General features: G+C 34.8%; 23 protein-coding genes and 1 pseudogene. 11 read left to right on the top strand and 13 right to left on the bottom strand.

Annotation, left to right across the window (positions count from 1 at the left end):
• Positions 1-303: 303 nt before the first annotated feature.
• Entirely contained in the window at positions 304-1569 is a 1266-nt protein-coding gene (locus NMY3_RS08890) for a cation:proton antiporter (protein WP_257719975.1), read from the bottom strand.
• A gap of 156 nt (positions 1570-1725) precedes the next feature.
• On the opposite strand from NMY3_RS08890, the gene NMY3_RS08885 reads away from it, so the two are divergent.
• From NMY3_RS08885 to NMY3_RS08875, 3 genes are all read left to right on the top strand, one after another.
• Positions 1726-3630 carry a potassium transporter TrkG gene (locus tag NMY3_RS08885; protein WP_196815537.1) on the top strand — a complete coding sequence of 635 codons (1905 nt, stop codon included), beginning with the start codon at positions 1726-1728 and terminating at the stop codon, positions 3628-3630.
• A gap of 679 nt (positions 3631-4309) precedes the next feature.
• Positions 4310-4591, top strand: coding sequence for a hypothetical protein (locus NMY3_RS08880; RefSeq protein WP_196815536.1), 282 nt, complete (start codon positions 4310-4312; stop codon positions 4589-4591).
• A 261-nt stretch (positions 4592-4852) separates the two neighbouring features.
• Positions 4853-5359, top strand: a complete 507-nt coding sequence (locus NMY3_RS08875; protein ID WP_196815535.1) for a hypothetical protein — start codon at positions 4853-4855, stop codon at positions 5357-5359.
• 366 nt (positions 5360-5725) lie between these two features.
• Here the strand turns inward: NMY3_RS08875 and NMY3_RS16900 are convergent, their stop codons facing one another.
• Positions 5726-5851 carry a hypothetical protein gene (locus tag NMY3_RS16900; protein ID WP_257719974.1) on the bottom strand — a complete coding sequence of 42 codons (126 nt, stop codon included), beginning with the start codon at positions 5849-5851 and terminating at the stop codon, positions 5726-5728.
• Between the two features lie 2 nt (positions 5852-5853).
• Here NMY3_RS16900 and NMY3_RS08870 point away from each other — a divergent pair, with 2 nt between their 5' ends.
• Positions 5854-6138 carry a hypothetical protein gene (locus NMY3_RS08870; protein WP_196815534.1) on the top strand — a complete coding sequence of 95 codons (285 nt, stop codon included), beginning with the start codon at positions 5854-5856 and terminating at the stop codon, positions 6136-6138.
• A 471-nt stretch (positions 6139-6609) separates the two neighbouring features.
• Complete coding sequence (locus NMY3_RS08865; RefSeq protein ID WP_196815533.1) at positions 6610-7530, top strand: SDR family oxidoreductase; 921 nt, start codon at positions 6610-6612, stop codon at positions 7528-7530.
• A 165-nt stretch (positions 7531-7695) separates the two neighbouring features.
• On the opposite strand, the pseudogene NMY3_RS08860 reads toward NMY3_RS08865, so the two are convergent.
• The 4 genes and pseudogenes from NMY3_RS08860 to NMY3_RS08840 form a co-directional block, all read right to left on the bottom strand.
• Positions 7696-8241, bottom strand: a pseudogene (locus NMY3_RS08860) (isochorismatase family protein).
• Positions 8242-8642: 401 nt separating this feature from the next.
• Positions 8643-9407: a hypothetical protein gene (locus NMY3_RS08850; protein ID WP_196815530.1), complete on the bottom strand. Its 765-nt coding sequence runs from the start codon at positions 9405-9407 to the stop codon at positions 8643-8645.
• Between the two features lie 433 nt (positions 9408-9840).
• Positions 9841-10710: a cupredoxin domain-containing protein gene (locus NMY3_RS08845; protein ID WP_196815529.1), complete on the bottom strand. Its 870-nt coding sequence runs from the start codon at positions 10708-10710 to the stop codon at positions 9841-9843.
• A 393-nt stretch (positions 10711-11103) separates the two neighbouring features.
• Positions 11104-11535, bottom strand: a complete 432-nt coding sequence (locus NMY3_RS08840) for a zinc ribbon domain-containing protein (RefSeq protein WP_196815528.1) — start codon at positions 11533-11535, stop codon at positions 11104-11106.
• Positions 11536-12330: 795 nt separating this feature from the next.
• Here NMY3_RS08840 and NMY3_RS08835 point away from each other — a divergent pair.
• A complete protein-coding gene (locus tag NMY3_RS08835) occupies positions 12331-13173 on the top strand; it encodes an SDR family oxidoreductase (protein ID WP_196815527.1) in 843 nt (280 codons plus the stop codon).
• A gap of 252 nt (positions 13174-13425) precedes the next feature.
• On the opposite strand, the gene NMY3_RS08830 is transcribed toward NMY3_RS08835, so the two are convergent.
• The 4 genes from NMY3_RS08830 to NMY3_RS08815 all read right to left on the bottom strand — a co-directional run bounded on the left by NMY3_RS08830 (position 13426) and on the right by NMY3_RS08815 (position 16518).
• Positions 13426-13815, bottom strand: a complete 390-nt coding sequence (locus NMY3_RS08830; protein ID WP_196815526.1) for a carboxymuconolactone decarboxylase family protein — start codon at positions 13813-13815, stop codon at positions 13426-13428.
• Positions 13816-13998: 183 nt separating this feature from the next.
• Positions 13999-15084, bottom strand: coding sequence for a class I SAM-dependent methyltransferase (locus NMY3_RS08825; protein WP_196815525.1), 1086 nt, complete (start codon positions 15082-15084; stop codon positions 13999-14001).
• Between the two features lie 152 nt (positions 15085-15236).
• Positions 15237-15551 carry an integrase gene (locus NMY3_RS08820; protein WP_196815524.1) on the bottom strand — a complete coding sequence of 105 codons (315 nt, stop codon included), beginning with the start codon at positions 15549-15551 and terminating at the stop codon, positions 15237-15239.
• Positions 15552-15774: 223 nt separating this feature from the next.
• Positions 15775-16518, bottom strand: a complete 744-nt coding sequence (locus NMY3_RS08815; RefSeq protein ID WP_196815523.1) for a hypothetical protein — start codon at positions 16516-16518, stop codon at positions 15775-15777.
• A gap of 339 nt (positions 16519-16857) precedes the next feature.
• Here NMY3_RS08815 and NMY3_RS08810 point away from each other — a divergent pair, with 339 nt between their 5' ends.
• Together NMY3_RS08810 and NMY3_RS08805 are read left to right on the top strand one after the other, a co-directional pair.
• Positions 16858-17091 (top strand): hypothetical protein, encoded by a 234-nt coding sequence (locus NMY3_RS08810; protein WP_196815522.1) that lies wholly within the window; start codon positions 16858-16860, stop codon positions 17089-17091.
• A gap of 150 nt (positions 17092-17241) precedes the next feature.
• Positions 17242-17619 (top strand): YybH family protein, encoded by a 378-nt coding sequence (locus NMY3_RS08805; protein ID WP_196815521.1) that lies wholly within the window; start codon positions 17242-17244, stop codon positions 17617-17619.
• 613 nt (positions 17620-18232) lie between these two features.
• On the opposite strand, the gene NMY3_RS08800 is transcribed toward NMY3_RS08805, so the two are convergent.
• The 3 genes from NMY3_RS08800 to arsM are packed head-to-tail and all read right to left on the bottom strand — an operon-like array spanning position 18233 to position 20265.
• The gene (locus NMY3_RS08800; RefSeq protein WP_196815520.1) at positions 18233-18925 is read right to left on the bottom strand and encodes an MIP/aquaporin family protein; all 693 of its coding nucleotides are present in this window, start codon (positions 18923-18925) and stop codon (positions 18233-18235) included.
• Positions 18926-18978: 53 nt separating this feature from the next.
• Positions 18979-19431: an arsenate reductase ArsC gene (locus tag NMY3_RS08795; RefSeq protein ID WP_196815519.1), complete on the bottom strand. Its 453-nt coding sequence runs from the start codon at positions 19429-19431 to the stop codon at positions 18979-18981.
• 27 nt (positions 19432-19458) lie between these two features.
• Positions 19459-20265 carry an arsenite methyltransferase gene (arsM, locus tag NMY3_RS08790; RefSeq protein WP_196815518.1) on the bottom strand — a complete coding sequence of 269 codons (807 nt, stop codon included), beginning with the start codon at positions 20263-20265 and terminating at the stop codon, positions 19459-19461.
• A gap of 65 nt (positions 20266-20330) precedes the next feature.
• Between arsM and NMY3_RS08785 the strand changes: the two genes are divergently transcribed.
• The 3 genes from NMY3_RS08785 to NMY3_RS08775 all read left to right on the top strand — a co-directional run bounded on the left by NMY3_RS08785 (position 20331) and on the right by NMY3_RS08775 (position 22813).
• Complete coding sequence (locus NMY3_RS08785; protein ID WP_196815517.1) at positions 20331-20744, top strand: winged helix-turn-helix transcriptional regulator; 414 nt, start codon at positions 20331-20333, stop codon at positions 20742-20744.
• Between the two features lie 863 nt (positions 20745-21607).
• A complete protein-coding gene (locus NMY3_RS08780) occupies positions 21608-22045 on the top strand; it encodes a hypothetical protein (RefSeq protein WP_196815516.1) in 438 nt (145 codons plus the stop codon).
• A 24-nt stretch (positions 22046-22069) separates the two neighbouring features.
• Entirely contained in the window at positions 22070-22813 is a 744-nt protein-coding gene (locus tag NMY3_RS08775) for a hypothetical protein (RefSeq protein ID WP_196815515.1), read from the top strand.
• Positions 22814-23415 lie beyond the last annotated feature (602 nt).

Here is a 23415-nt window from a genome sequence, read left to right as displayed (position 1 = left end):
TAATGATATAGTTTGATTCGAAATTCTCTCGATATGTGATAATCTTGTTTCCAAAAATATGTTTTACAACTTAATAATGGATGACTACTGTCTTATATGAAAGCCATTAAAATTACATTTATCTAATATTACATTTTACTACTTTAGGAATAAAGTATCCGAATTACAATGAATTACGTATAATTGTTTTAGTTCTAAAAAAAAAGAGAATATCGCTGTATTCTGAGAAATAATATTTCATTTAGATTAAAGGAAATGATTTATTTTAGACCTTTTCTATTGGTTCTATACTTTTTTGTTACTTTATACTTTGATACTATCGTCAAACTTTGCATTTACTCGCTTAATGTATTTTGACAAGACGATATACTGTATAACCAAGGATAGTAATACAACTCCAAAAGTTATTGTTTCAAGACTGGTTTTCATTTCACTTTGTGGAAGAGACGTTACTAAGGCTACAGATATCGCTCCCCTCATCCCTCCAATCATTATAATGTTTTGCCAAAACAAAGGAACACTTTCCGTAGTAAATTTGTTTACCAATGCAAGAATGGGATATGTAAACAATGCCCTACCTATTAACACCACCACAAAAACCAGGATTATAAGGGGCATTTCCTGGCCAATGCTTACTATGTTCATGGTTACTCCAAGGTAAAGAAAAGCCAAAGAGTTGGCAAAAAAAGCTGCAATATCCCAAAAGTTAGATACCGTGTCTCTTACTTCTTTGCTCATCGAGGATTCCTTTCTCATAGTTACATTACCGAAATAAAGCCCAGCCGTTGCAACAGCAATTAAACCCGAAAGTCCAAAAGCATTTGCAACCATTGCTGAACCGAATACTGTAGTTATAGTTAATGATATCTCTGAAAAAGGATTATTCATCAGACTGTGAAGCCTGTTAGTTATTATTGCGATTGCCAAACCAACTGCTACTCCCCCAAGGGACACTAGAAGAAATAGGCCAATTTCACGCAATATATCCAAGTTCATTTGTGTTTTTTCATTGATACCCGTTGCAAAAAAATCTCCAATGGCGTCATTGGTAAATGTCGGCACTGCACCAAACACTATTCCAGCAACTGCTGTAAAAATAATTATACCTGTCGCATCATTAAAAGAAGACTCCATTTCAACAATTGTTGAAAGCAATCGAGGTACCTTTATCATTTTAAAAGTCTTGATGACTATGGCAGCATCTGTAGGCGAAATTAATGCTGCAAATAAGAATGCCAATTGGAACGGTAGATGTAGAAAGTACATTAATAATAATCCCACAACAATAGTTGTGATGGCCACTCCTATGGTAGATAGCAAGAGAACAGAAATCTTTACCCTCGTAAAGTCTTTGTAGTCGATTCTCATCATTGCTTCAAAAATGAGTGGAGGAATTACAAAATTTATTATTAAGTTAGAGTCAATTTTTATTTGGTCAAATCCATTAACGAGCAAAGTTGCAAGGCTGATTATAATTCCCAATCCCACCAACATCATAGTATATGGAATTCTGGTCCTTGATTCCAAAAAAGAGGCAACAAATATTGTACCTAAGAAAACAAGAATCAAATAGTCATTAGTGATATTCAGTCACAGCCCAAAATAAATCATTTACATCTAGTAAATAAACGTGAGTTTGTCATTGCTTGCCTGCATCATTATCACCATACAACAAGTAAAGTTTAAACATCGCTGAATAAAGTCGATCTTTAATCTGAAACAATAATGGTCACAGAACCCCTCGATCGCTCCGTCATCTCATACATGCATCATCAGCTTGTTATATTGGATGAAGAAACAGACGCAGCTTCCGCTGTCAAACTGATGCATGATAAAAAAGCTGAAACAATCATTGTCAAGAATAAAAAAGATGAATATGTCGGTATTATTACCGACAGCGATATTTTAGACAAAATTGTTATGAAAGGCGAAGATTCAGACCAGGTTTCTTTAAAGAGTATTATGTCTTCACCCATCATAACAATATCTGCAAGGGCTAATGCAAGACAAGCCCTTGAGCTTATGAGGTTAAATGTAATAAAAAGAATCCCAGTCACTGATAACATACATATCTTGGGTATTGTGACCCAGGAAGGCCTTGCTCACGCTATTAGGACTTCTGTATTGGAGAAAACATTTAGACCATATAGAGTAGTAATTAGGGAACATTATAAACCGATATGGGGCAACCTTGGTTTTATACTGCAGTTTGCGGGTCTTTTGTTTATTGGCCCGGCCATGCTCGCAATCGCGATGGGAGAGCTAGAATCCGCGGCTGGTATATTTTTGTGCATCACATTCATGTTTGTAACGGGTTTTGTATTAAACGCGTATGGTGAAAAAACACCAATGAATCTGCGGCAGGCATCAGTTCTAATGGTTTCAAGTTTTATCCTTTTGAGTTTTTTTGGAAGTATACCATATATGTATGTCAACCCATTTTACAAGAACCTTGATCCTTTTTCTCTAGTTGTTAAGAGCTTCTTTGAAAGTGCATCGGGGTTTACCACAACGGGCCTTAGTGAGATTATGCATCCTGAAGACTTGCCAAAAAGCTTTGACTTTTATCGCTCTTTTACCCAGTGGATTGGGGGCTTAAGTTTCGTTTACCTAATTATGGCCTTCTTTTACCCTGAGAAAAAACTTGCCCACATGAAGAGTATGATTGGTGGAGTGGCCCTAAGACTAAAGCAGTTGCTTTTGACAATAGCCGTCATATTCACGATATATACGGTATTGTTGACCACTCTGCTCTATTTATTTGGGTATGAGAGCACTATCTACAACCTTTCGCTAATATTTAGTGCCATCACTGGAGGAGGTTTCGTTCCAAGTTCCACCGCGCTCAACATTCAGGACACTGCCCAGATGTTTATTCTCATGTCCGCAATGATTATCTCTGCTCTTCCATTCGCATTTCACTACGCTATTTTTAGTAAAGAAATGCACACAACAAAGATGCGACCTGAAATTTACACATTTTTGGCCATCACCGCCATTTCAATTGTTGTTTTTTACTTTTTGATTGCATCTACAGACTTTTCATCGAAGCCGATGTTTGCCATGTTTCAGGTCATAAGCGCCTCTACTAACACTGGCTTTCAGTTTATTGAAATGTCTGTGTTATCAGATGAAGGCAAGATTTTATTGATAATAATAATGTTAATTGGTGGTACGGCTTTTTCGATGGCTGGCGGTATTAAGGTAGGAAGAATTCTCCAAATTGTGCAGAAAATAACAAAAAAAAGATTTATCGCAGATGATTCGACAAAGTCCATCTCTGGAGTTTCATCGCGGTATAATAATCAAGCCCATAACAAGTATGAGTCAAAATCTGAAAAGATAAAGGAAGAAAAAACATTTAGAGAGGCCCTACTAATTATAGCTTTATTTATTGTTGTATCTTTTGCCACCGCGATTATATTATGGGTTGTTGAGCAAAAGGGCTTTTTGAATTCGCTTTTTGAATCGGTTTCTGCATTGACAACAACTGGGATTACCACAGGGATAACCTCTCCAACTATGAGTAATATTTCTCAAATATCTCTTATTTTTAATATGATTGCGGGTAGATTTGAAATCATTGCAATAGTATATTTTTTCCTCGAGATATCAAAGAGAAAACATTAACATTCCAAATTTGGTATCCGTATTTCCATGTGGGATAATTTAATTTTGTGATACATTCAACTCATGTGGATATCATCATGATTTCCACCGAACCAGCTACCTATTTATAGTAACTATCTGATATAATCAAGTCAGCCTGTCTCGTAACTATTCACTTTAGAAAAGAAAAGAGTCGGTTTTTTTCATTGATATGGATAATCCACTTATCTTGTATAATTTGCGATCGCTATCTTTAGGATTCAAAAGTACTATTCTGTATAATTGACTGTTCTTGGAATATGGGTCAAGCCGAATACAATACATTATTACCGCCTGATAGGCCACCTACGTTATTACCCGAGTTTCCTTGAACCTGGATGTTAATATTGTTACTAAAACCTATGGCATCTTCTGATGGTGGTAGTATTGACCAAGTAATTGAGACAGTGCATTAACTTCAGTTTGTCATATACACACCCCATTTCATGGATCATATGACAAACAAACTAGAAGACTCCCAATCATTATAATCACTATAAAGTCATCATCTGCAAATACTTTGAATAAATCAGAAATATGAAGATATCAATATTCAGAAAGCAAAAATAAAAAGTGTCAGCATATGATGTGTTAATGAGAATAGACTTTTTCTCGTTCACAATCATTCACTTTGACTAATCACACATGGCAATGTCTTTTTATGTATGTGCCCTATAAGAGAAACATGTATAGAATAACTAATTTGCTATTAGTTTTGATAGTAACTTTATTGTTTGTGTTACCTACTTCAGCCATCATGTATGCTAGCGGGTCACCACAGGATGGCGATGATGGTGGCCCCTCCTCATCATCATCATCATCAGGTAACAACGACGATTCAGATGATGGTGGCTCCATGGACAATAATGACGACGAATCCGGTACCTGGTCAATGGACAAGTCTAACAATGCATTAGATAGCAAGTCTCCCCTTCAAATTTAGATAATTCCAAAGTTCTAATCGGTAGTTGACGATGGTCTCATGACATTTATCGATCCCTTATATCCTAGGTCACATAATCCGACTGCGCTGCCGATTTAATTTAGTAACAACTTAATTTTAAAATTAGAGATATAGTAATTCTAAACTGTCGATATTATTAAAAAAGATTATAAAAAAATTCAGTTGATAACAAAGAAAACCTTATCATTATTTACGCTTAAACGTATTTATAATACTCTGAGAATCAATATCTGAATAAAATTGGCTAATAAACCCATTTTCCTAATCGCCATGCTATTTGCATTAATAACTTCCATGGTCACTGTCGCGTTATTATCTTCTTATTCGATGGATATTGAAAATACAGTTTATGGTTCTGCTATTCCTCAACAAGGTGAAGAATCCACAGGTGAAGAATCCACAGGTGAAGAATCCACAGGTGAAGAATCCACAGGTGAAGAATCCACAGGTGAAGAATCCACAGGTGAAGAATCCACAGGTGAAGTACAAAACAATTCGAGTATCTCAGACAATTCAATTATAGGAAATAAGTTACCTGTAGTCAACAGCAATTCGACATTAATAACCATAGGTTGTACGCCTGGGTATGGATACGACCCCAATAGCCCTAACCCTATTTGTGTACCACTTGATGGAAGCGAAAAACCAGAAGGAGTTATCACCTGTTCAGCTTTAGGTTGTCCTTATAATCCACCTAACCCAAATGCTAACCAACCTATAGGAAGTGGTAATAGTCTAACTAAGTAGTAGCAATCAAACTACTGTTTTACTAAATCTCTTTTTTGTTTTTTTGATGATCAATAGGTCTACTTAAAGCAATACTCACGAATTGTCATGTTATTTATTATAAAATAGTGATAAAATCGAGTCAAATTTGTTTCACATACCACCGGGCCAGTTGTCTTTAACTAGTCTAATGATTTCAAGTTAGGTTATTGTTTTGTTAGTTAAAAAATTTTAGAATTAGTTAGATGTTGTAGTTAGTCTAAAATTCTTAGAATTAGTTAGACATTCTCAAATATTTCTGACATTTATCGAGATTTATGTATACAATCAATTATAGCCAAGTACGTGAAAAACTTATTCATCATAATTATAGTCTAGAAATTAGGATTAAAAGAGAGTTTTTATCCTAATGAAAGCCAAAAGCGATATTGCTTTAGCATCTGTTTTGATATGTTTGGCTTTTAGCGCGCCTGTGGTATTTGCTCTACCACCAGATCCAAATTTTGGTAGCAAAAATGAATGCTCTATTAATGATGCCCCCTGATGGTAAGGAAGATGTATATATTACGTGTTGCTGGGATGAGCCCGATATACTGAATCCTGGAAAAACCATCAATTGGTGTCAAACGTGCTTAAACACAGTTCCACCAAGCAGTTGCACTGAAGCCTATATTGATACACCTTCACCAAGAGGTCCTTCGGCACCTATACAAGATGATAGAGTTCTAGAACAGCCAGACAAGCCAAATAAAGGTAGTGTAATGGACCTGCCAAATAGCAATGAGAGGAGCGTAGAATAATACTATCTTAAATTAACTTAAATGAATAGTATTCTCGGTGAGTCATTTATCTGCAGAACCCACACTATAGGACCGAATTCGTCCTGAAGCCCACCGGGCCCGATCCATTAATATGCTTCCGAAGAAAAGTGATCTAAATCTTGATGAATAGGAACTTAACAAAGTTTTTAAGAAATGCTATTCTCTAATTTCATACTAGAATCCTATTTAAAATACCGATATAGGTATCATATTCATTCTCCTCTAGAGAAAAGCCTTATCGAAAGAACTATACAGTATATCAAAGACAGGACTGAAAGCTTTGATGACTACTTTCCTTGTAATGTAAAAAATTGTAAACTAAAACACGTACGGAATTGGTTAAATCTTATTTGCAGATTATCATAACAAGGAGATGATAAACGCCTAAGTTAACAGCGACTACACATATAATAAAACATTTTAGTCCTGTTCCATCTCATGTTTTATGTTATGTCTGGCGAATACAAAAAAGTAGCAGTAGTGACCGGAAGCTCAACAGGCATAGGCCTTGAGACATCTTTAGCACTTGCTCGAAATGGTTTCCTAACTTGTGCAACCATAAGAGATTTAAAAAAGTCGGTTGAAATAGAAAGTATAGCACGGAAAGAAAATATCCCAATAAATTTATTCGAAATGAATGTTGATGATAATGATTCGGTAGATAAAGCAATAACAAAAATAGTAAATGAATATGGTCGACTTGACATCCTAGTTAATAACGCTGGCTATGGTTTGTTTGGAGCAATGGAGGACTTTACAATGGATGAAATTAGAAAGCAATTTGAGACGAATGTTTTTGGTATCATGAGAGTAATTCAAAATGTTCTTCCAACCATGAGGCAACAAAAAAGTGGTATAATAATTAATGTTAGTTCTATGTCGGGATTGGCTGGAATACCTTCTCAATCTGTTTATTCTGCTACAAAGTTTGCAGTAGATGGAATGAGTGAAGCTTTATCTTACGAATTAGAACCATTTGGAATCAAAATGGTATTAATTGAACCTGGAGTAATAAATACCGAATTTGCACAAGATTTAGTTTTGCCGTCAAATAAATATGGCGTAGATAAAAAAGGGATTCAGATTAACCAGTTTGGCGATGATAAGAAGGGTACTTCATTATCCTTCTACAATGACACCATGCAAAGATTCTTGACATTTTACTTCAATGCCATGAGTAAAGCTCCTCATCCGAGGGTTGTTGCGGACGAAATAATCACTAGTATTGGAATAGTCTCTGATGAATCGAATACTTCTAGCCCTATCTTAAGAATGACAGTTGGAAACGATTCAAAAAAATACTCGAGGCTTAAAAAAGAACTAACTGATAATGAATTTCATACATTGTTAAAAGGTGATCTGTTAAAATAGATGAGAACTGTATTAGTTAGAGTAATAAATTAAATACTTTTTATAACTTCAAATATTGAAACATCTTTTAAATTGGCACTTAATGTAGTTAACTGAAATTCGAATAATTTATAGTTCTGATCCATATAATGACTTTACACGTCTTCTTTTGTTATACTGATTTAGTTATAGTTTATTGGCAACGAGAAGTTCGATAATCTTGTCTATTTTTTTTATATCAGCGCCATAAATTTTTTTAATATATTCAAGACCGGATATATGATCTGCTTCTGAAAAGGCTTGTACTCCATCCTCTGCTATTATGATTTTCAAACCTCTTGTAAAAGCGTCGTATGATGTATGTTTTCCGCAAATGTCTGTGTGTACTCCTGTAATTATTATTGAGTCTGCACCTTTTCCATCATATACTCTGGCTAAATATCTATCCAAGTTAGTTCGATCAAATGCACTATACGTTCTTTTTGTAATAACTGTGTCATTTTTTTGTGGTTTCAATTCATCATTAATTTGTTGTCCAATTGTACCTTTCATTGCATGTGGTGCCTATAGCTCTAATTCATAACTGTCAGTCGGAAGGTGTTCATCTACACAATAAAAAATAGGAATTTGATTATTCCTGGCTATATCTAACAAAGTGCGAATATTTGGAATAATCTCTAATGCCCTTTCATATTTTAAACTACCTTCAATAAAGTCATTTAACATATTCAATACTAAAATTGCATATCTAGCCAAGTTTTTCCCACAAAGCTAATACTTTTAGTGTCAGATATTTTTCTTTCTCATACCAGTGACGTGCAGATCTTTGATATTATTGGTTATATTTGATTTCAATAAATCTTATCGTTAATTAATATCAATGTGATTATTGATGGGGATGAAATATGCTCTAAGAACGCTGTGAACTTGACTTAATTTCAATACCCTCAAATCCTTTACAATCCTCTTGTCTTAGGAAAATCTGTATTTGCATTAGAACCCTATTACCACAGGGAACTTAATCCCATCGGAGTAGGACTATTACCATTAAAGGATATTTAAATTTACCATTGCATCGATGTTAAAAGAACATATAAGATGTAGAAGCAGGGTTAAATTAAAGTAGAAATCTGTTAATTTACCAATAAATTATATATAGTAGTTTGATTCCAACCAATTGGTCCATTGTATTCATTACCACCTGTTTCATTTGCAGATGCTTTAGAATCTATTTCTCCTTTTACCTTCAACTCGTAGTTACCTGGAGGCAGTGGCTTTAGAAAAAGCCAATTTCCATCCGCTACGGCTTGTGTTGTCTGAGCAGTTAAATTCAATATGTTATCTTGAGGCAATGTAAAGTTAAACAAATCTGTTTGAATACGATACTCATCTATATTAGGTATAGTGATATTATTTAGGGAAGCTTTTGCTCCAGTAACAAAATCCTGTATATTTTTGGCACATTCTCTTAGTTCTTCTTCAGTTTTCAGTTCTTTAAACTCCGCATAAGAACATTCAGAATTTAATATTGTAATTAGCAACGCAGTATTTTGAGGTATGTTACAAGTACGTTCAACTGGATGTTCAAATGCTTGAGTCAAAAACCATACTGGACCATTTTGATTTTCATCGCAGTGCTCTCCAGTATCATCATATGATGGATTCTTGTTCCAAGGTATGGAATACGTCCATTGCCACCACTTTTCAGTCCAGTCAGCATAGGAAATATTAAATGGGCTTGAATTCGAATCGTAAACTATACTAGAATTATTAGAATCCGCACTAACCATATCTTGATTTACAAGACTCTTATTTCCTTTAGATGCAAACAAGGCGTTAGTGGGTAATACTGCAATCAAAAGTACAATAAACAATACAATTATTACCGATTTTTCCATGATGTTTCCAATTCTAAATCATTATTTAACTTTTCATAATGCTTGAGTCTGATTATATCCTCAGTTTCATTTCGCTGCTTTTGCACCATTATCGTTCTGTTATTTGAGCCAATGCATATAAAGATACGATATCGAATTGATGTCAACTGGGTCACCGCTTTCTGATGTCTAGTGAAACAACAGCAATGTATTAGAACCCCACCACCATAGGGGACAATCCCCCACGCGCCCAGACTAAATGATACTATGTGTGGTAATGAAATTACGATTAACTGGGATTAAAACCGTAGCCAAACACTCTAGTTAATTTAGTTCGCCTTGAATACATTATAAGTCTAGCACAAACTACCTGGCTTGGTCAAACAAAGATCCATAAAGACTAATCAATCAATTTACCAGCACAAAAAAATAAAATGGGCTATTCGTGGGTTTATTACTCAACTGTTCGGAAGGTAAACTCATCGACTAAAGGAGTTTCAGGAGTTTGCGAATCTATTGCGGTCAATTCTGCTCTTATGATGTAGTTTTGCTCACCTTTAAGAAAAGGTGCGTTGACATGGTAAGCTCCAGTACTGCTAAAGTCAGGACCATAAACGCTAGTTTGGTTTTCATTGCTCTGTATTAATTCAAGAGGTAGAGATTCCCCAGAAGTAACAAATGTTTCTGTGAATTCGGTGCTATTTTGATCTTTATTTTGTATCGTGATGTTATATGTTAATGGGGTAGTCTTGTCAAGCGCAACGGTTAAAGGTTCAAAATTAAGCAATGTTCTAAAGTCCTTCGTAAGGTTAAGCACCGATCCAACTCCCGAGGACATTTGTAAATAATGACCTTTCTCATAAGCATCATTAGCAGTTACTATTGCGGTCCTCCAAGGATGAATTATACAATGATAGACATAATTTCCAGGCTTGTCAAAAGTATATTGAAAGAATGAATTGGCTGTGGCTGGCATTATTCCCGAGTTAAAGACGGATCCAGTATGAGATGAGTCTGGTTCCCCGCTTGTAACTGTGTGAGGCTGACCAAAATCATTGTTAAACCAGGCGACAGTAGTTCCAATAGGTACATTAATCGCAGGCGGGAAATAGTGATATGCACTGTCTTTCTGAGCTGCGCCTGGGATTATGCTTACAGCAAAAGTTGCAGGAGTATTCTGAAGAGTAGACATACTCCCTACTTGTGCATACGAACTGTGGAATACCATCATATGCGAACCAGATATAATGGAAGTAAAAATTAACATCGCGAATGCACTCAAAAGGATGCAAAAAGAGGTGTTCTTGAAAATCTTGTTATTCATTAATTGTTCATTAGTATATGTGCTTATAAATTTTATAGAATTCGAAGTTAATCTTTTCTATTTGATAAAAAGTACTTGATTATTCACAGGGATCGGAAATAAGTGTTTTGTATATGACGTGGTTGTTAGGAAAGGAGCGAGTAAAATAGTGAGCGAGATTGCACTGGATCTTTGAATAATAGGCGCAATCAAAAATCTCAGTCTATTCAGGCTGCTTTTCTATTGTGGTCATATACCTTGAATTAAAAAGCATCTTCTGATAGAATTTGATATTTGTGTTAGTCTCCTTTACCTCTATTCAGATACGTTACTTGAACAGATATTCGTATTATATCTATCAGAGCCGCAAGATGAATTCTCTTAACGAGATATTGAAAAATTAGGTCGATATTATTAGCGTTCTGATTTTCTGTGGTTAGTGCTGACATCATCCAAACCTGTTCCGCAATTATTGCAATACCTTGATCCCGATAAATTCAAGTTTTCGCAATTTGAACACTTGATGGCGAGTTTACTTTCAAATTCATCTTTTATCTTCTTTGAGACTATAGACTCCATGTTGCTATTGAATTCTTCCAAAATCGTTTTGAATAATGAACCAAGGAAAATCGCTCCATATTGATTAGTGGCTAAGTGGTATTTGTCGCCTTCAAGTTTTCGAATTTGTATTGAGATCTCTGCGAATTCACCGTCATTAAGAACCAGATAATCATTGGAATATAATTTGCCAAGATTAGATTCAATTTTATTAAAAAAATAATATTCTTGAGGGTAAGTTTCCTTAAACCAACTAGTAAACTGTCGCCTTGTATATTCACTGGGCATTAGCTTTGAATAAAGTACGATTAATATTTAAAAAAATTTTGGTTCAATAATAGCCCTAAATAAATTATAAGCATTATAAGAAATTAACAAGCAAATGCAATACCATGCGACGAGGTATGAGTCAAATAATCTTTGCGTATCAATATCTAGTCAATTGTAGCCAAAATACCGAGAGTAATTATTATACTTAAACAATTCTTAGGAATACTAAATATTTTAATATTTAAGCCGAATTATGATCCAAAGAATCCGAAATACCCTACTTACGATGAGAAATTAAATCTGCCATCAGGTTGGGTTTACGTATGAAAATACTTCATCTATTAAAACCCCGACCGAGGAAGTTATGATGAATGATGAATGATGATCACTCTATTCTCTTAGTTCCATGTTTTTTTTGCCGCGAATTCCTCTTGTTGCAAATATCTGATTCATAGTCAAAGATGGTCCACTCTATTTGTCAAGAGGTGAATTATTTAGGCTATTTGAATTAATTTATTTTAACAGGGCAAGATGATTTATATAAAAATTAAATAAAAGATAGGTCTAAATCAACAACTGATAAAATAGTCATTATTATAGCCAACGTCATTTTAAATACGGCAGGAAACACGACAGTTCCCATTTTCAATTATATGAATACTTTTTTAATTTGTATGTATTTTTAAATCTGTTTTACAGATCTATATTAAAATTGGAATTGTCTATAAAGCATATTATATTTTGATTTAGACTTATTTTACTCTACAGGCAGGTAAAGAAATAAAACATCAAATCTTTTAATTACATATTAGCATGTCATCATCATCAGATTCAAAGGTAGTAATTATCACTGGAGGCTCAGCTGGAATAGGCCGTGAAACTGCACTTTTACTTGCAAGAAATAACTTTAAAACCTATGCATCGATGAGGGACTTGCAAAAAAGTTCAGAAATAAAATCCATTGCAGAGAAAGAAAAACTTGACATGCACTTTGTTCAACTTGATGTTACCGATGATTATTCGATAAAAAATGCAGTTCAAAATGTCTATGACGAAGCTGGCCGAATAGATATATTGGTTAACAACGCTGGTTATGCGTTATCTGGTGCCTTTGAAGACCTTACTATTGATGAAATAAAGGAACAGTATGAAACGAATGTGTACGGACTTATAATAACGACTCAGGCTGTTTTGCCAATTATGAGAAGACAAAGATCAGGTGTGGTTGTTAACATAAGCTCTGGTGTAGGAAGGTTTGGTTACCCTACCGGCTCTGCTTATGTGAGTACAAAATTTGCAGTCGAGGGTTTAAGTGAATCAATGTCATATGAGTTAGAACAATTTGGTATAAGAACAGTGATAATAGAACCAGGTGTGATTGATACTGACTTTCATCATGCTTCTAAAATTGCAAAGAAATCTCAGGATCCTAATTCTCCTTACGCTCCATTAATGAAAGCAATGGAATCTAACGTAAAGAAGATGATTGCCAACGGTTCAACACCACAATATGTGGCTGAAGTTATACTTGAGGCAATTACTAGTCCAGACCACAAATTACGATATGTTGCAGGTAAAGACGTTGAACAATGGATGGAAGCCAAAAGAAAAATGTCAGATGACGAGTTTATCAGTATGATGAAGCAATTTTTTTGAAATGAATGTTAGGGTAATACTTCCTCTTTTACGGTATTTTGTGTCCATTGATAGTATTATCTCCTCTGTTAGAACAACCTAACTTATATAGAAAAACAAACCTTCCATTTCATGAATAACTTTAGCATTTAATGGAAGAACACTCCCTTCCTCCCTTCGAACTATGAATGGTAAATGAATGGGAAGGGGCTCGAGATTACTGTCATTCCTGTCACTAGCGCCATATATTAATAGTCACTATTTCAATAGATGTCAAGGATTACCTTTTTTCGAAACGTGTTCTCCCATTTGCTTTAGCTCCTGCACAAATTTGTTATAGTCATAGTTTTGGACATGTAATACGTTACTCCAAAATGATGTCATTCCGATAATTGCAGCTAGCTCATTTAATTCCTCGTCAGTGGCGCCCAGCATCTTGCAGACTTCCTTATGATATGTTTGACAATACGGACATTTAGTTGCCGCTGCGGCTGCCAACATCATCATTTCCCTGTACTTTTGAGGAATTATAGATTCTCCCATCTGGTATTTCTTAAACAATGGCCACATTTGGATAAGAATATCTTGTGGAGCATCCTTCATGAACCCAGGTATTATTCCAAATGTATCCTCAATCTCCTTTACAGTTTCTTCATAATTCATGCAAATCTTTCGCCAAGGTAATAGAAAAGGATTTTCGTTCTTTTGTTCAAATTATTTTAGCATCGAACCTGACAATATATTGATCTAGCGATTAAAAAATAGCGTCGCTGGAGTCATAAGGCCTTATGAATTAAATCCCGTAATCGTACTACATTCTCGCTAATCGATTAAAGTCTTGTGTCCTCAGGTCTTTTTGACCACATAGTAGTAATTCAAAATATCTCCTTCAATCTGTTTTACATCAATTGGTCCTGAAAAGCCGACCTCTCTTAACTTTTGTTCTGCCATTTGTCGCCCCCAAACTGTACCCAAGCCATCTCCGTCTTGAGCCAACGATACAGTCATACAGTGCATTGTTGAGAACGTGTAAAGGGTGGGGGCCAATGGATTTTGAATGTTTTCTTCAATATTACTGGAAGCAGCAATATCTTGCATTAGAAAGGTTCCATCAAGTTTTAAGGCTTCATAAATTTTTGATAATACTGTTGTAGGATGAGCTTGATCGTGAATAGTATCAAAGGCCATGGCTAGGTCATATTTGTTAGTATCAGTTAGAGTGTTGACATCTTTAACTTCAAATTCAACATTTGTGAGATTCATTTCTTTAGACTCTTTTATTCCAGCTTCCACTCCTTCCTCTGAAAAGTCATATCCGAAGAACTTGCTATTAGGGTATGCTTTTGCCATAAGGTTTAACGCATGGCCGCGCCCACAACCTACTTCCAGTACAAATGCACCACTGCGAAGCTTGTCAATCATATCTTTACCTGCCAAAGGTAATATTTGATCTATCAATCTGAAATCAAATACTCTAGAAGTTTCTTCCGCTTGGAGAGATTGAAAATCTGGATACTCTGAATAAGGAACTCCTCCCCCATTTCTAAAGCAATTTACAATCTTGTCTTCCACCAAGCCCATTAAAGAAACATACTGAGAAAAAAGAGCCAAGTTATCAATTCCCGCAGCTCTTGTAGTAAACGCCGAATGTTCTTGAGGTAATTGGTATGTTTTTTCGTTAGGAAAATATTCAACAATGCCGCCTACTACCATCCCACCTAACCATTCTCGAACATATCTTTCATTGAGATTTGCTTTTTTTGCTATTTCCTCTGATGTACTCGGATTCTGTAATCCGGATAATGTATCAAATAGTCCTGTTTTATGGCCAATACTTATCAAAAGTGAGAGACAGCCACCATTTAGGATCTCCAACAACTTTCCAGCAAATGCTTCAGCTTTGGCATTATCAAATACAGATTTCTGTTCCATGAAATGAAGTTTTGTAATTTGATATTAAAGAATTGTCATTGTTACATAAACAAAGTGATTTTTATAGATACACATTGACAAATGATATCTAAATACTTCTTTAACTGCACTCGAAAAAGGTCTGATATCTGACCAATATCATCATTGTCATACTATGCATCAATCAAATTATGCAATTTCCTTAACTTCTCTCTAATCATATCAAAATTTGAGGGATCTGGTCGGTAATAGTGTCTGACAAATACGGAGTTAGGAATACGCCCTTGAAGCAGATCAATTATCTCTGGTTCAATCCCTTCGTTCCTTAGGAAGGTAGCAAAGACTTTGCGACAATAGTACATATTCATCGATACAAAATAGTCTCCGAATCTTTTTCTAATTTGATTATATGAAGTAATTGGTTCAGATCCACTAGCAATTTGTAATATATCATTGTTTATGACACTAACATACGCGTTCTTGGACACCCGAAGAAAGAGTTTCGGATACTTGTTGATTTATACAGTAAGCATAATGGTCTAGGAGCATACAAAGGCTATTTCGCCATGCCATAGATAAAAATATCTACCTAGATGACCGGAAATTTACTATTATGGATTCGATCTGGATGAAGAAATTTGAGAATCCCCTTAACATATTATTATAGTTATCATATAATAGTAAAGCTATTCTATGTAGCTATCCTATTTACTAATTTTCTGTCGCGAAGGGGTCTACAATGATCCTTTCAACCAACAACCGAGAGATTATCTTATCCAATATTTCTACAACTTCAGGCAATATTGTAAGTATCAATAGGTCTAAAGAATCACCATAATTTGGTGGATTTCCTTTCTCAAATTTGTATGATATTCCACCGCAATCGACAGTATCATCATCTTGAGTATATACTCCATTATTGTGTATAGTATTTCTGACATTACGAAACAATTCGATACACCCACTCTTGGAGTTTAAATTCAAGAAATCTAATATTTTTTCAATAAGTTTACTAATGTTACCCTCTATTAATTCTCCCTTTTCAGAGGGATTTAGTAAATAGTTATAAAATACCCTGACCCGACTATCCAAAATTGAGAAGGATGATGCATATAATCCTACGATCATAGTCTTGATAAAATCATTGGATATTGTTTGACGGCGTAAAAATCTCATTGTTGCTTTATCGTAAACGTTGCTGTCATCATATGGATCCAGATATGAAAAATAAATGTCGTAGTTAGGATTCCACCAATCGTCTTTCTCTAAACATTGATCTCTGAATATCACGGATAGCTTTGCAAAACGAATAACAGAAGAAAGCCTATTGTATGTAGTATATCGGATATCTCTTTTCCAATCAAAATTATTATTCGAAATATTCATTGCCGTTTCAGCGGCTTTATTAAATAGCTTAACCTCTAGCGTATGTAAATCAAAAATCTTATTGCCCATTTTTAAACAATAATAGGTCAATGTAATTAACAATGACCCATAATCCCCAGCAACTAATCGTTGTTATGGATCCATAATCAACCTAATCGTGTTTATAAGATTAATTAGTCCTTTAAGACGATATTCAAAAGAATATGTTACTCTTAACTTCTATATAATCTAAAACATAGAGTCTATGAACAAATGATAAATTCATTTTCACAATTGTGAAAACCGGCTTCGGATTAGAGGACATATAGGCCCTCATATGACACATCGAATGATTGCGTCAATCCAGGTAGGGTTCTTGCTAGAGTTAATTATTTTTTTTCTATGTAGCGGCCGAATCAAAATATAAACATGCAACCAAGACTACAGTCTAAAGCATTATCACTTTACGTCCGAAATTTATTCAAGTATAAAGGACTGCCAGAATACAAAGGGCTATTTTCTATTGGTAAAGAGATATACCAAGATAATGGAGAGATATACAACGAAGGATTTGCTATAGATGAAGAAAACCTCAGAATACTAAAGGCTAGAATAGAGGCCATATTTATTGATGATACGAAGTCAAAACCAGGAAGGGTTTAGAACCAAACAAATCCAGACAGTCAAAACTACTTTAATTAAATACTATTAAATCTAAAAGTCATAATTAACAATAGCTATTATATTTAGAATTCAATTCTGGCAAAACTAAATACTTAAAGGATTAATGGAGGTAGGTGAATGACTATTTAAATGGCTAATAATACACCAGAGGAATTACTAAACCGTGTTACGGAATGCATTAACAGTAAGGACGTGGACTCTTTTATTTCCCTATATGAACCAGAAGCTAGTTTTATTGATGAATCAGGAGAAAGTATCAATGGAAGGGAGAAAATTGGAGAAAAAATAAAAGGTTATATGGATATGGATGGAAAATCGGAAAGTTTTATAATAAAAGTTATCCATGCAGGTGACATAGTACTTGCTTTTAGGGATTGGAATTACAAAGCTTCAGGTCCTGATGGAACTCCAATCAACCTAGGTGGAACAGCAATAGACGTACTTCGAAAACAAACTGATAACACCTGGCTCCGTGTTATAGATAGCCCTTGGGGAATTAAAAAATAGGAATTATTTCTAATTTTGACGATTTGATACGATAGATATTTCAACGTCTGATATGTATTTAGTAACTAAACGGATTCATTCTTCTTTTGCTATTTAACAATTGAATTGTTGTATGGTTTAACGATGACATTTTCTCCTCTAGGGTTTTTTAATTTTTCTTGTACAATTAAAATCCTTTACCAATCCTATAAATGATTTAATTGAACTAGGAGGCGATTTTAAATATGATAGTGAATCTGAATTTTTGCAAAAAATTCATTTAATCATTTATGTAATTAATAAATATAAGGATTCTAGTCATACCCGGGTTCCACGATTCCCTCCCTCTTTTCCTAACACCGAATCGTAAATGAAATAAAAAATTCTGTAATAATAGAGATTTCTCCAAGAAGCATAATGGTAAAAAGCGTATAAGGGATTTCCTACAGGGGGTAAATCTATCAAGATAGTGGTGAGTTTACCAATGAGAGGATTTCTCTGGAAAAAGTAGCTTTGCAAGTATTAAGAGTCAAAATTGATGCCATGTTAATTCATGATGATAAAATTCCTAGATAGAGCCTCAATTCAATTTGTACAAGAATCAGGACGTAACCAACAGATCAATATTTGTCATTCATTCAAACTTCTTTTTATATATCAAAGCGATCAATGAGGTACCAACAAACGTTGCTGTCCAGTACAACCATAGATTTGTCCATACTCCCGATAACACTGCTGGAGCTAATGAACGGGCAGGATTCATTGATGCCCCAGATATGACAGCCAAGAATAAGATATCCAATCCAACGATACCTCCGATGACTATACCTCCAAATCCTTTCAGGCCTTTTGTATAAACTACTGTCAATATCACCGCCATCAAAAGAGCTGATGCTAAAACTTCAATTCCAAATATCAAAGGTAAAGGATATGAATAATTAGGTGCATTAGCTCCTAGGTTTGCTTCCCTACCTACTACAATACTTACAAAAAGACTTGCTAAAAAAGCACCTACAATTTCTGCTAACAAGTACAAAGCGAATAGCTTTCCTGTAATATGCTTTGTAATCAAAAATCCAACAGATACAGCAGGATTAAAATGAGCCATCGAGATTTTTCCAAAAAGGTATACAGCTATTGCAACACCTACAACAGGAGCAAATGCGATAAATGGTAAGCCAAGAATGCCATTTAACTTTGCATCAATAACTACTGAACCCGTAGCTAAAACAACAGCAATAAACGTACCTATGACTTCAGCGATAAACCTCTTTTGATTGGTGGAAAGTTTGCCAACTGCAGACTCAAAAGTCGATTCCTTTGACATGATTTTTCAATAGTTACTTGGATGTCTAATTAACTGAACTAAATAGAGTTCCCTTAAATTGGAATTTTATTGTCTTTGGTAGACTCAATTATTTCTGAAACCCTTTTTTCAATTTCATCTCTTATTTCTCTCACTTTCTCTATTGGTTTGTCTTTAGGATCTTCAATACCCCAGTCTATAACTTTTGGCAAAAATAATGCAGGACAGTACTTATCGTCCATACACCCCATATTGACTATGATTGTTGAATTTCGCATCATATCTTCAGTTAAATCTTTAGGCTTTTGACTTCTGATGTCTATTCCAACTTCTTTCATAACCTCAACTGCAATCGGATTAATTTGAGAAGTAGGAACTGTACCTGCACTAACCGGTGCGTAGTCTTTTTGAGCATATTTTCTGAAGAAACCTTCTGCCATCTGACTTCTTCCAGCGTTTTGAACACATACAAACAGGACGGTTTTTTTTGCATCATTATGATCTTTTTTGCCAAATGAAAATTTCATCCAAATCACTTTTCTCCCCATCTAATCTTATACTTTAACGGCCTTGACGGAAATACTAGTAATTTGTCTCTTTTGTTGATTTACTTTGTCTTTATCTTCATCCAACTCCATGTATAATTTCTCATCTAGTATCTCAATGCGGGTAAATCCAGCTTTTGCAATACTATCAATGTAGTTTTTTTTGGTTAATGCACCATCAATACAACTGCACCAATTATCAGTATTAATAGAATCGAGATCCATTTCCCTAGATGTAACCAGATCTGATATAATCATTCTTCCTTTTCCTTCTGATTTAAGAATTCTGTGAATTTCTTTGAATGTATTTTCCTTGTTGGTTGTCAGATTAATAACACAGTTGCTAATAACCACATCAACAGAATTATCCTCAACTGGTATTCTTTGTTCAATATCTCCTTGTCTAAATTCAACATTTTTGTAGCCATGTTTTTCTGCATTTTCTCTAGCCTTGTAAAGCATGTTTTCAGTCATGTCTATTCCAATGACCCTCCCACTTTCTTTTACAATATTAGCAGCCAGAAAAACATCAATACCTGCCCCTGAGCCTAAATCAACAACGATATTACCTTCTTTTAAATCAGCAAATCTTGTGGGATTTCCACATCCTACTCCCAATACTGATGATTCCGGTATAGAGTTTAACTTGTCAGACTCATACCCAACTTCTTTTGATGAAGTAAAAGGAGAAAAGATAATTCCTGATGTACCGCAGCAGTCGCTAGAGGGCATACAACAAGAATTAGAATTTCCGTCTAGTGCAATATTTCCATATTGTTCTTTAATCTTTTCCTTTAACTGTAATTGTTTATCCATAGATATAGGTTTACTAAAGAAACTATTTAAATTGGCAAGAGTAAAATGGTAAAGTAAGTGAAGTCATGGAAACTAAAGGAATAAGACAGAATAAAACTGCATTAGAATCAGGTAAATTACCAATACTCAAGGAAAATAATTCTTGTAATTTCTATGGTTATGATGTGGAAAATCTAATGAAAGAAACATCTGAATTAAGAAAGATAATCACTAAAAGGGGGACGCTAGAAATATTGATTCCCCTTTGCTGTTCAAATGACCCAGTCAGATACTTAACATTTAGAAAGTCAATGAAGGGTTTCAGCAGTAAAACTCTCACTATTCGATTAAAGGAATTAGAAAAAAGCGGTATCTTAAACAGGCAATCTTTTAATGAGATCCCTCCCAGAGTAGAATATCGGCTAACTCCTAAAGGTCAAGATCTTGTTGAATCAATTATCAACTTGCTACAATGGATGAGAAAATGGTCGACCAGTTGATGCAATAAGGTGATCCTTGAAGCTATGTTCAAACCAAATCACTTCCTGTATTAACTTGCCAAGGTTGCTAATTGCGTTCATAGCGTCTGATAACCAAACTAATAGATTTTAAAAAAATGATTTTGGTGTGCTAAATTTTGGTGTACAGACTCCATGTGCATCGCTGGTTGGATTAACTGGTAAAATTCCTGCCAAAAAAGGTGCAGTGCGTAATTTGCTCATTCTAGGACAACCCCTTCCAAGAGACGTCTTTCACCTTGTGAACCCTGAGCTCCAATGTCTCCTCCTCCACCTCGACCAAAAGTATTACCGGATTGAGCAAATATAGAATATATGTGTGAAAATTACCTTGAGATTAATGTGATTACTATTCCCAAAAGAGATTAAATAGTAATATTAAGATCTTTTTTCACAGTAATGACATTGTATCTAGGATCTAATATTTGATTTAAATCATGACAGCGATATCGATTATTAAATCACAATCACAATTACTCACCAATTCTAACTTGCAACAAGATATGGATTTTGTTGGTTCAAAGCTTAAATCTTTTCCAATTTCTTAGTTGGTACTTGGATATCTCATTTACTTTCTGAAGTTTAGATACCGCGTGCTCGACAATAGTTTGTTGGCGAGTTAAGCATTCACAGGGCACTAAGATAAACTAACAGAATATTACAAACCTTGAGCCTTGTGTGTATCAAAGAAAAGGCAAAAAAATAAAAGTCTTCCTGAGATCGTTTCTAACTTATCTGACAGAAATAACTCTGTCTTTATTTAGTTAATTTACAGCGTAGTAAAGGCTTAATTACATGTGTTCAAATTTTAAAACATAGGAATATACTTGCAGGTTTTCCAAACTATGAAAAAACGTTTTCTGATTTTGATTTCCTCGGTTACTGTATTTAAAGATGTATTGTTATCATCAGTATTTTTTATGACATTCATTATTCTCTTCACTTTATGTTCCCAGGCTTTTGCTGTATCACCTTCTTTTGATAAATCTTTAATCTCTGACAAGGAAATTATTTATCAGAAGAATGATTTTATTCAAACGTATGGTAATGCCAGTACTCAATTAGGGTCTGATTATGCAAACATACTGGCAGTAAATTACGTTAGTGATGGAAAGAATTTGAATACTACCTTTTGGTTAGCATCAAATTCCGAAAATGGGTCGGTATTTAGTCAGCCTGATAAAAGTATGAGGTATGGTATGCTTATTGCTATTGTTGCACTGCCTGAGAATTCAGGCTATAATGGAGCGAACTACGATTTTTTTGTCGAAGCAAAGGAATGAAAATGGAGCGAATATCTTTACCAATTGTCTTCCACAGGTTCCCGTGCGCTAGTTTACTCTAAGGAAAATTACACTTTACCCTTTGGTGGTTCTACTATAGGTCCGGGACACGTGAACCTTCGACTGGATCTAGATGCCATACATTCTCCAAGCAATTATGGTTTGTCTTTTTATACGGCAGAATCCTTCAAATCAAATGAAGTTAGGGATTTTACAAATTGGATCGCTGTACCGCCTGGTATTATAAACATCATGACAGATCCAAAGGATTCAGTTATCAGACAGGGAGAGGAGGAGTTGGTTCCTGCTGAATTTGAAACACCCCTCTCTGATAATGTTACTAGTATAACATTTGATAACGACCCATCTTACAGTTTTGATGGCTTAAATGTATCTGCCGAAAGAGTTCATCCCCCATTATTTAGGGTACAAGCATCTCCACAAACACCAGTAGGCGTTTATGATATACCAATTTTAGCTTCAATGTCGATACAAACCACATCATCAAAATTGCCTATGTTTAATGATACAGTAACCGGAGGTTCAGATCCCGAGTTTCAAATATCTAAGGAATATCCTACAACTGGATACATAACTAGTAAAGCTAACTTGACCATTACTGTACTCCCACCCCTAACTGTAAGTGAAACATTTATCGGCTTTTGGGATATATGGGGTGACGCAATTGCGCTAATAGTCGCTGGGGCAGTAGGTGCCTTTGCAACATTTCTTGTGGATCATTTGAAAAGCAAAAGAGAACAAAAATAAGAACCTCTCTTAAAACAGATTATTACGTTACGCCCAATTACTAAATATGTGGTAAGTGTCTTGCAATATTGAAAAGCATGTTTATTCTATACTTTTAGTATCGTAGGTACAACGAATACGTTGGGTGTCACATAGCTGGCGATATTGTAGTACTCTCATATACATTCAGAGATTGCGAATGAATCAAATACTTTACATTATGGGACTTTCTCACCGAATCATTTCACACAGAGAATTTGATAATAAATTTACAAATGAACATTCTCGAAGCATGAAGGATTTTATTCATTTTTTGAATCACAATCCTCCGGACTCTCCTAGGCATAATACATTCCTTTGATGTGGATAAGCAGGTTAGATCATTCATATTACAAAGTTCGATGCCATTTTTGTGCCATATCCCATTATGCTCTACTCAAATTACTTGAATCCACCTCAGATGAAAGTATTATCATATATATCGAATTTCCTGCATACCACTGTCGTGCACTTCACTGTGAAACATTTCTTATCTTAATGTCCTGAGAGTAACTCCTCATAGTTCAGGAATTTTCCGATTATTCTGTTCATAATTAGAATATACTCGGGCATTTTGTATCTAT

The organism is Candidatus Nitrosocosmicus oleophilus (assembly GCF_000802205.1).
Lineage (GTDB): Archaea > Thermoproteota > Nitrososphaeria > Nitrososphaerales > Nitrososphaeraceae > Nitrosocosmicus > Nitrosocosmicus oleophilus.
Note: the sequence above shows the minus strand (reverse complement) of the source record. Positions and strands in the feature narration are given on the sequence as shown.